At 39.2% G+C, this 9524-nt stretch carries 12 protein-coding genes and 1 pseudogene; 8 read left to right on the forward strand and 5 right to left on the reverse strand.

The features are described from left to right. The first annotated feature begins 37 nt into the window (after positions 1 to 37). From CDG76_RS34795 to CDG76_RS34810, 5 genes and pseudogenes are all read left to right on the forward strand, one after another. On the forward strand, positions 38 to 454 hold the full coding sequence (locus CDG76_RS34795; protein ID WP_094353375.1) for a XisH family protein: 417 nt from the start codon (positions 38 to 40) through the stop codon (positions 452 to 454). Continuing rightward, positions 442 to 771 (forward strand): XisI protein, encoded by a 330-nt coding sequence (locus tag CDG76_RS34800; protein ID WP_094353376.1) that lies wholly within the window; start codon positions 442 to 444, stop codon positions 769 to 771. Before CDG76_RS34795 ends, CDG76_RS34800 begins: the two co-directional genes overlap by 13 nt. A gap of 13 nt (positions 772 to 784) precedes the next feature. After that, positions 785 to 832 (forward strand): annotated as a pseudogene (locus CDG76_RS39825) (hypothetical protein); the annotation flags it as partial. A 4-nt stretch (positions 833 to 836) separates the two neighbouring features. After that, a complete protein-coding gene (locus CDG76_RS34805) occupies positions 837 to 1205 on the forward strand; it encodes an element excision factor XisH family protein (protein ID WP_442946407.1) in 369 nt (122 codons plus the stop codon). Continuing rightward, a complete protein-coding gene (locus tag CDG76_RS34810) occupies positions 1193 to 1525 on the forward strand; it encodes a XisI protein (protein WP_094353377.1) in 333 nt (110 codons plus the stop codon). The genes CDG76_RS34805 and CDG76_RS34810 overlap by 13 nt, the downstream gene beginning before the upstream one ends. 182 nt (positions 1526 to 1707) lie before the next feature. On the opposite strand, the gene CDG76_RS34815 is transcribed toward CDG76_RS34810, so the two are convergent. Then, positions 1708 to 2703, reverse strand: coding sequence for a hypothetical protein (locus tag CDG76_RS34815; protein ID WP_094353378.1), 996 nt, complete (start codon positions 2701 to 2703; stop codon positions 1708 to 1710). Between the two features lie 127 nt (positions 2704 to 2830). Here CDG76_RS34815 and CDG76_RS34820 point away from each other — a divergent pair, with 127 nt between their 5' ends. Next, positions 2831 to 3166, forward strand: coding sequence for a XisI protein (locus CDG76_RS34820; protein ID WP_094353379.1), 336 nt, complete (start codon positions 2831 to 2833; stop codon positions 3164 to 3166). Between the two features lie 100 nt (positions 3167 to 3266). On the opposite strand, the gene CDG76_RS34825 is transcribed toward CDG76_RS34820, so the two are convergent. Together CDG76_RS34825 and CDG76_RS34830 are read right to left on the reverse strand one after the other, a co-directional pair. Next, entirely contained in the window at positions 3267 to 4073 is an 807-nt protein-coding gene (locus CDG76_RS34825; RefSeq protein WP_094353380.1) for a pentapeptide repeat-containing protein, read from the reverse strand. Between the two features lie 10 nt (positions 4074 to 4083). Further along, the gene (locus CDG76_RS34830; RefSeq protein WP_094353381.1) at positions 4084 to 4725 is read right to left on the reverse strand and encodes a hypothetical protein; all 642 of its coding nucleotides are present in this window, start codon (positions 4723 to 4725) and stop codon (positions 4084 to 4086) included. Between the two features lie 717 nt (positions 4726 to 5442). Here CDG76_RS34830 and CDG76_RS34835 point away from each other — a divergent pair. Further along, positions 5443 to 7023, forward strand: a complete 1581-nt coding sequence (locus tag CDG76_RS34835) for a group II intron reverse transcriptase/maturase (RefSeq protein WP_094347231.1) — start codon at positions 5443 to 5445, stop codon at positions 7021 to 7023. Between the two features lie 420 nt (positions 7024 to 7443). Here the strand turns inward: CDG76_RS34835 and CDG76_RS34840 are convergent, their stop codons facing one another. Next, entirely contained in the window at positions 7444 to 7818 is a 375-nt protein-coding gene (locus tag CDG76_RS34840) for a hypothetical protein (protein WP_094353382.1), read from the reverse strand. A 99-nt stretch (positions 7819 to 7917) separates the two neighbouring features. Next, entirely contained in the window at positions 7918 to 8283 is a 366-nt protein-coding gene (locus tag CDG76_RS34845; RefSeq protein WP_094353383.1) for a hypothetical protein, read from the reverse strand. Positions 8284 to 8823: 540 nt separating this feature from the next. On the opposite strand from CDG76_RS34845, the gene CDG76_RS34855 reads away from it, so the two are divergent. After that, the coding region (locus CDG76_RS34855) for a substrate-binding domain-containing protein (protein WP_143854226.1) at positions 8824 to 9524 on the forward strand (701 nt) is incomplete at its 3' end.

Raw genomic sequence — 9524 nt, forward strand, 5'->3', positions numbered from 1 at the left:
GGATATCATACGATGGAGGGTGTTATTGTAAGTTTGTATGTCAGCAAAAGATTTTTTTCATAATGCTGTTAAGTTAGCTTTAGAGAAAGATGGTTGGTTAATTACTGATGATCCTTTAATATTTCTAGTAGATACTATAGAATTTCGTCTTGATTTAGGAGCAGAAAGACTTTTAGGAGCAGAAAAAGAAGGAGAAAAAATAGCAGTTGAAATAAAATCTTTTTTGGGAAAATCAGCGATTAGTGAATTTCATACAGCTTTAGGACAAACACTTAATTACCGTTCTATTTTAAGAAAAGAAGAACCCGATCGGATTTTATATTTAGCAATTAGTTATGAAATATATACAGCTTTTTTTCTGATACCTGTGATTCAAGAAATAATTGCTGAACATAAATTAAAATTATTGATATTTGAAAGTAGCAAAAAGGAGATTATTTTATGGAAGGAATGAATTATCCTGAATTAGTACAGACAGTATTAGCAAGACATACAGAAAGTCATTTAGCCAAGGGAACGGAAATACAATTAATATTTGATAATCAAAAAAATCACTATTTAGTAATTCATCTAGGTTGGGAAGGTGAAAAACGAACTTATGGTTCGGTGATTCATATAGATATTATCAATGGAAAAATCTGGATTCAGTGCGATTTCACAGAGGAAGGTGTAGCTAATGAATTAGTAGAATTGGGAGTACCAAAAACAGATATAGTTTTAGGTTTTAGATCACCTCATGTAAGACAGTTTACTGGTTTTGCATCTGTTTAATTTTTTCCCTATCATGTCAGCAAAAGATATTTTTCATAATATTGTGAAAGTAGCCTTAGAAAAAGATGGCTGGAAAATTACACATGATCCCTTGTTTTTTAAACTCTCTGAACAAACTTAGAATTAAAATAGACTTAGGGGCGCAAAAGTTAATTTCGGCTGAAAAAGATGAGCAAAAAATAGCAGTAGAGGTAAAAAGTTTTATTGGGGTGTCAGCAATCTCAGAGTTGCATACAGCTATAGGTCAATTTTTGAACTACAGGGTAGCATTAGAACAAAAGGACTCTGAACGAGTATTATATTTAGCAATATCTCAAGATATCTACCAAGAGTTTTTTATAGATTCTTTTATTCAAAGTGTACTAGAACGGTATGAAATCAAATTATTTGTTTTTCATGTTCAGAAACAGGAGATAGTATTATGGAAAAATTAGATTATCGGGAATTAGTGAAAAAAATCATCTATAAATATGCAAATGAGCAACCCAAAGAAGATTTAGAAAATACCGAAATTGTCTTTGATACAGAACGCGATCGCTACTTATTATTATATGTGGGATGGAATGATGAAGAAAGAGTATATGGATGCCCAATTCATATTAGTATCAAGGATGAAAAAATTTGGATTCAGCGCGATTTTACTGAAGAAGGAATAGCTAATCAATTAGTAGAATTAGGTGTGCCGACAACAGATATTGTTTTAGGTTTTAGATCACCTTATGTCCGGCAGTTTACTGGTTTTGCATCTGTTTAATTTTTTCGTATTCTATCCTGACTGAAGTTGAAGGTTGAGTATATTAATTCTTGGGAATCGTGAATCTGATGATTGATTAGTTGGTTTTTTGTGGATAAGCCAAAGCTTATCTCTTTTTTCTTGTGCGACGTTATGGATTGATTGAATGAGCCATAAAAGCACGAAGCAAGAAGAGTAAAACATCAAGAAAAGACTATTATTTGTTGTAAATCAATCATAGCTTTATCAAGTAATTCTTTTTGTTTTATTTCCCAATTACTAAATCTAATTACAAACCATCCTTCTTTCATCAATTTTCTAGCTTGTTGTATATTTTGAGAATATTCTTCTTCACTAGCTAACCAGATTTCCTGATTGTGCTTACGAGTTGCATAATGACTAATATCGTCAATAAAAATAGCAAATTTTTTATTCTTCCAGAAAGCTACAAAGTCAACCCTATAAATATCGTTGATATTCAGAGATGAGGTAGGATTTAAATATTTTTTTGATTGTGAATGCCACTGTATCCAAGCTTGAGGTATGAGTATAGGTATATTTTTATTAGCCATATTAAATGTTTTAGCATAATGGAGAAAAAAATTTGTTTCGTATTCAGTTTGATTCATGTCTCTCAAGGCTCTTCTTAAACTTGTATCTGTTGTTCCTAAATGTAAATTAAAATTTTGTGCTAATTTTTGATAAGTTAAATCAGGATAAACATTAAAGTCTATAATTCCAATACCATTTTTCCATTCAAATTTTAACTTTTGGCTACCTCTATCAATTTGAACAGCAAACTCTGGTTTTGGTTTGCCAAATGGCAATCCAACAGGGAATTGTGATATAAATAAACTATTATTAGGAATAATTGGCTGATAAATTACTCTGTTTACATCAAATTTAAAGCCAATATCTGATAGTGTTTTACGAAAATTATTTTTTGCATCATCAGGTAAATGAATAGAATACAATATTGTTTCTATAACTTGATTCAATTTTGGTATTATTACTGGACTTTCCCAATCGACTGATTTATAATATTGACTTATTAAATCACGTTTATACTCAAAATTTATTGATTCATCCCTGGTAAAGCCTCCACCTAAAAAAATAGTGTCTATTTGCTTCTTACTGAAAAAATCACAGCAATATTGTTCAAGATAAATTTTTAAACTTATTAGAATTGGATTTGACATAGTAATTATTTATATTTGAAGAAATATTACTAGTTTAAAATCTTACTATATTTTTGTGTTCTTACTTTTTGCCTTTGCATATAATTTGTTTACTTGTCTTCGACTCAAAACGAGAGGTGGTACTGCAATGGATACCTTAGATAATTATCGCCAAATCATTCAAAAAATATTAAACGAATACGCCCAACTCCCCTACGCTTACGGAGAACTAGAAAGACAGCTAATTATAGACCAAACCGCCAACCATTACCTACTACTAACACTAGGCTGGGAAAATAATCAACGGGTGCATGGTTGCTTAGTCCATATTGACATTATCAACGATAAAATCTGGATTCAAAGAGACGGTACAGAATACGGTATAGCCAACGAACTTGTTAACGCTGGTATTCCTAAAAATCAAATTGTTCTCGCCTTCCAACCAGTCGATGTCAGGCAGTATACTGAATTTGCTGTTACTTAATTAAGCCTAAAAACTAAGCTTTACATAAATTTTATATACTTTTTGTGGGAAGAGATACCCCACAAAATGAATCTAAATGTCAATTCCTTGTTCTTGTAAACTAATATTTTATTAAAGTGTTAGGCATAATTGTTTCTTGAAGATTTACGCCGCTGAAATTAGCTCCCCGAATGTCGGCTCCTCTAAGGTTAGTTCCTCTGAGATTCGCCCCTGCCAAATTCGCGTCTCTAAGGTTAGTCCAACTCAAGTCAGCTTGACTCAAATCAGCTTCACTTAGGTTAGCCCGCAACAAGTATGCACCACTTAGGTGAGCCTTGGTCAAATTAGCTTTGTATAAGTCAGCTTTGTAAAGATAAGCCCCTAAAATTTCTGCTTCGTACAAACTCGCCTCGCTGAGGTCAGCCGCAATCAAGTTAGCTTCAATGAGGTTGGCAAAAGAGAGGTTAGCCCGCATCAACTTTGCTGCACCTAAATCGGCATCTCTCAAGTTAGCGCCTTTTAAGTCAGTACCAATTAGATTAGCGTATGCGATCGCAGCACCTCTAAGATCCACCTGACTCAAGTCAGCTCCAATCAAATTGGCATGACTCAAATCTGCCTGCGTAAGTATAGCGCTACTCAAGTTAGCAACACTGAAGTTAGCCGCACTCAGGTTAGCTTCATTCAGGAAGGCTTTATAGAGGTTGGCACTACTGAGGTCAGCACCACTGAGGTTTGCCCGCACAAGTAAAGCATTACCCAAATCGACTTTTCTCAGATTTACCCCCTGGAGGTTTGCACCTCTGAGGTTATCGCCTTGCAAATTCGCACCGCTGAGGTCTGGTTCAATCTGGGGATTTTTCTTTCTCCACTCAATCCATTTAACTGCACCTGCTTTGAGTAAAGTTAGATGCTCTCGATTTGCCATTTTCTCTCCTTTACTCCTGACGCCCACCCAGAGAATTTACCCGACCAGCGACACTTTCAATAGCTGTTAATGCTCCCGCTGCTCCTGCTAGAATATCCTGTTCTTGTCCACCTAAGTAAAGCCTTCCAAAACTACCTACAGCTTGAACTTCTAGAATGTTAATCCTCGCTGCTTTTTCCGCTTCATTGGCAGCCAGTGCGGCGTAAGCAGCAGGCTCCACTTCTAATACATACAGCGTTTGACCCGCTAGTAGCATCTGTCCCCGACGCGTGCGATTAATCAGTTGTGTTTGATAAGCATCGATGTTGCGGATAATCTGGCTAGAAATAACACGCGGTTTCAGACATTCCTCTCTTTTGACTCCCAGGAACGCCAAAATTGCTTGACCAGCAGCTCTGGTTTCGCCTTGGGAGCTAGAATGAACTTCCAATAGTCCGTACAGTCGTTCAACTACCTGTACTCCCGGACGGACAGAGGCAGATTTCAGGGCTATATCCGTAATCTTATTAATTTCGATACCAGGAGAGATTTCAATCCACAGTGATGTATCTCCTGGTAATGGTAAGAAGCCTTGAGCTACTGTTCCCATATATGCTGCATGTTGAGGTTGCAGGTTGTCGAGAAATACGAAACTGCGTAATTCTATGCCCAAGATTTTGCTCTCCAGTCGTGAGGGTAAAAGTTATGTATATGCTGCAAGATATAAGCGTCTAACTTGACAATATAGGGTATAAAGGAGCGCAAAATCCGTTAAACGGATCTACAACCGTGTGTCAAAGGGTAATTATAGAAGTTAATGCTTATTTAGAGTGCGATTCGTTGATTAGTGAATCACGGTAATCAGTCCGTAAATAACTAATCCAGCCCACAGCAGATTACTGTCACTAAAGGCTGAACTCTCGGTCAGATGTAGGTGAAAGCCCTACCATTCAGACTCAGAATTGACTCCTTATCTGCCCACACCGAACAAGCTCGGTTCTTGTAGAGTGAAGCTGGGAACAGGGCGCAATCAGACGACCGTTGCGGGTTGACACTGGCGCTAATAGGGAGTTCCCACGATGAAACAGAGCCTATAAAAGCGACTTACTGCAAGGCAGGGCGCAACACAAAATCCCTGACCTCACTGGAGATTCATTCCCGCCAAAATATTCTGAAGTAACAGGCAAGAGTCCAGGGAATCCAGTAGTTGAATTGGCTACATCTAAAAGGAACTATCAATCTCTCCGAGGGAACGAATAAAAACGAGTTGCGGGTCTTGGGGCAGTCGAACCCCAGGTAGGCTAGACGAGAAGCGGAATCCTCGCAAGTCGGGTAGGACAGACCGTAATTGGTCTGAGGTGTTCAGAATACACAAACTCTAGAAGAGAAAATGATTAGACACAGTTGTAAAACCAGTGAATCTTGGAAAGCTTTACCGTGGAAGAAGTTCCGCCGTAACCTTTTCCGCCTTCAAAAGCGCGTGTACAAAGCCGTTCAAGTTGGAGACAAACGGAAAGCTAGGTCACTCCAAAAGCTTATTCTAAAATCCACCTCGGCTCGATTTCTTGCAATTAGACTTGTATCTCAGCTAAATGCTGGTAAAAAGACGGCTGGTATTGATGGTAAGAAATCCCTCTCATTTGAAGAACGCTTCAATCTTGAAGAACTACTGAAAATGAATAGTGGAAACTGGAAGCATCAAGGACTACGGGAAATCCCCATCCCTAAAAAGGACGGGACTACCAGAATGCTTAAAATACCAACCATCGCGGATAGAGCTTGGCAATGCCTCGCAAAATATGCACTAGAAGCAGCACACGAAGCAACGTTCCACGCCAGGAGCTACGGGTTTAGAACTGGGCGCTCTGCCCATGATGCTCAAAAATACATCTACAATAACCTACGTTCCTCCTGCAAAGGAATAGAAAAACGAGTTATTGAACTCGATATCGAAAAATGCTTCGACAGGATTAACCACTCAGCAATAATGGACGAACTCATTGCCCCCAAAGGCTTAAAACTCGGTATCTTCCGATGCCTTAAGGCAGGAGTAAACCCAGAATTCCCCGAACAAGGAACACCTCAAGGGGGAGTGGTCAGTCCGTTACTAGCTAACATCGCGCTCAACGGGATTGAGAGTATTCACAGATACCACGCCGAATACAAAAACAGTAGAAGTATCACACCGAAAACCTCGTCCGAGAAAATTGTCGAACCATCAGTCCGATACGCGGATGACATGGTTATTATACTTCGACCCGAAGACGATGCGATAGAGATACTTGAAAGAATCAGCGAGTTCCTCCGCAAACGCGGAATGAATGTAAGCCAAAAGAAAACCAAAGTTACCGCCGCGACAGATGGGTTTGATTTCCTCGGCTGGCACTTTAAAGTCCAGAAAAACGGAAAGTTCAGAAGTATTCCCTCAGTGGACAACTTTAAAGCTTTTCGTAAGAAAGTAAAACACATCATCAACAACTCGAATTATGGTGCTACCACAAAGGCTGAGAAATTAGCCCCAGTAGTAAGAGGTTGGAGAAATTACCATAAGTTCTGCAAGATGGACGGGTCTAGAAACTCGTTATACCACATCCAAAAAAGAGCTTACACGGTATTCAACAAGGAAACCAAGCAAAACCGCTACTCTAGTAAGAAACTACTAGACAAAGCACTCCCAGCAGTTCCCTACTCCGAAAATAAACACGTCATGGTTCAAGGAATAAAATCCCCCTATGACGGAAATATAGCCTACTGGAGCGAACGCAGAAGCAAGCTCTACGATGGCGAAACCTCTAAAGCTCTTAAGAAGCAAAACCATAAATGTGCCTCCTGCGGTTTGAAATTCATTGATGAAGAAAAGGTACACCTGCACCACATCGACGGAAATCATGCCAACTGGAAGAAAAGTAATCTTGAAGCAATTCACGAGAGTTGCCACGATTACAAACACATGAGCAAAAGCGCAAGCTAAGAACATCGGGAGCCGTGTACACGGAAACGGGTACGCACGGATCTAACTGAGAGGTGCGGGGAATAATATCCCCCATCGACTCAACCAGACCATCGTCGTCGCGGGATAAAATCTACTTTGATCGGACGACATAATTTTTATTTAACACAGCTGCTTTGTAAACATCTTGACCCCTTTACATTACCCTAGTTTTACCCCAAATATTTCTCCAACACCTCCCAACCGGAACCGCAAGGATTAAATACCAATAAATATGGCTCTTTCTAGCTCAAGTTGTTTTTCCTAAAGTATTTTCATCCCGATCCCCCCCAATCAGGTAAATAAGCAGATACAAAGCACTTAAACACCTTGCCGTGGTTTGGGATTTCGGCGCGATCGCCAATATGCGGAAGGGCGATCGCGATTTTTCTAGTTTATCTATCAGGTACTGGGCAAGTCTCCTTCAGGTAAGACATTATCTATGCTCAGTACCCACGGTATACCTTTGTCAATTGGGGAACTGACAGTAATTTTAGCTCTGTTGGCAAACTGTTTTAAGCGATCGGCAAATTGAGGAACAGTTTTCATGATATTGCGATAACTTTCCATGTTATTACAAATCAGGATCAAGGTCAAAACGCCACTATTGATTTGGAAATACCAATGACAACTCGATAACAAAATCCGTGTCATGCGATCGCACGCTAAGAAAAAGCTTTTTTTAGTTGCTTCTTCAAGCTGTCGGAATAGTATTTCACTCAACTTTATTGTTTGAGGTGAAGGCAAATCATCTGGATGTAGGCATGGTTGATTCATAAGTTTTTAGCAAGCTTCAAAAGTAACGAAGCTGCGGTAAAGATTGGGAATAATGATTTTTTGCAGATTGAATATTGCAGAAAAATCAGGTTTACTAGGTTATTGTTCTTGAGTGACAATCCACAGCAATTCTAACCACAACTGTGGATAAGCTTGCTTGAGATTTGAGAGTGGATCGCGCATCAAGTTATTGGCATTCAAGCAAACAACTTCAACTAGTCCCAAGTATTCTGCTACTTCTTTGAGTAGGTTTTTTTGTTCTACTACAGCATTAATTAGTCTATCAGGGCAATAAATACCAATGTATTTTGCTTGGCGAATGCATGTTTTTATATTCACTCTTGTTAAGTGAGGGTGAGGATTGATTATCTTCACATAACATTCGCTTAACAGTTTCCATACACGTGGGTGAGTGTGTTCAATAATTACGTTAAATTGCTGGGCTAAGTCTTCTTCTGTAATCATTACTCTCTCCATTGCTTTGTTACCATCTGTTGCATACTTTGGTAAATACCTAATTGATTGTGCCAAAACTTAAAACAGCAATTCTTTGCTGATGCTATGTGCATATTCACTTTAGTCAAATAGGTAATTTTTCGTCAGGGCAAAATTTACCCAAAAAGCGAAATTGGTTGGTATGTTTTCTACTGTTTGTATTACTCGTCTATCAAGCATCAAAGCTGAAACTAATCTCTAAAACTGTATTAAATGTTACTGTTTACCAATTTAGTTGGTAAACAGTAACTGCTAAATAAATGCTCTGTTTATTGGAATTTGGGGCTTTTGAGCCAAAAGAGAAGGTAAAAAACAACCACCCGCAAAAATAATTTGCGCTTCGCAAGCAAATTGGCCATTTCTGTGATAGTCTTTTTATATGGGGAATCAAGACAGCGAAAGCAGAAAAAGTCTTCCAAGAGAAATGATATAAACTCAAAGACCAGACTTTCGCCTTGGCAGATATAAGTTAAATCCGCTACGGCTTTTTGAAACCAAGAGACAAAGCCAATGAAGCAGGATAGTGACCTCCGTAATAACTTGAAGTCCATTAGAACTCGTTTAGGCATGAGCCAACAAGATTTGGCTAACATCGCTAGTGTGACTCGTCAGACTATTAGTGGTGTAGAGTCGGGACTATATGCTCCCTCAGTAGCCATAACACTTCGCTTGGCCAAAGCGCTTGGCTGTCAAGTTGAGGATCTATTCTGGTTAGAGCGGGATTTACCTGAAATTGAAGCCGTTCTTGCCAAACCCGTTCCTAACGATCAGCAACTACGAGTTAGTGTGGCTCGTGTGGGAGGACAATGGATAGCTTATCCCTTGATTGGTAAGGATGCTTTTCGCCAAGATATGATTCCGGCTGATGGTGAAGGCACTAGTCAAACAGGTACAAATAAAGTTCGAGTCCGTCTTTTAGACGATAATCTCGACACACTTCACAACACCGTTGTGATTGCTGGTTGTGCCCCCGTGATTTCACTATGGGCAAGAGCCACCGAACGCTGGCATCCGCAACTGCGAGTCCAATATAACTTCGCCAATAGCATGGCTGCATTGCACAGTCTATGCCGAGGTGAGGCGCACATCGCTGGGATGCATCTGTACGATCCTGAGACTGGTGAGTATAATACTCCCTTTGTTCGAGATGTTCTGGCTGGAAGGGAAGCAGTTCTGATTACCCTTGGTGTCTGGGAGGAGGGACTTTTGTT

Origin of the sequence: Nostoc sp. 'Peltigera membranacea cyanobiont' 210A (assembly GCF_002246015.1) — a bacterium.
Taxonomy (GTDB): domain Bacteria; phylum Cyanobacteriota; class Cyanobacteriia; order Cyanobacteriales; family Nostocaceae; genus Nostoc.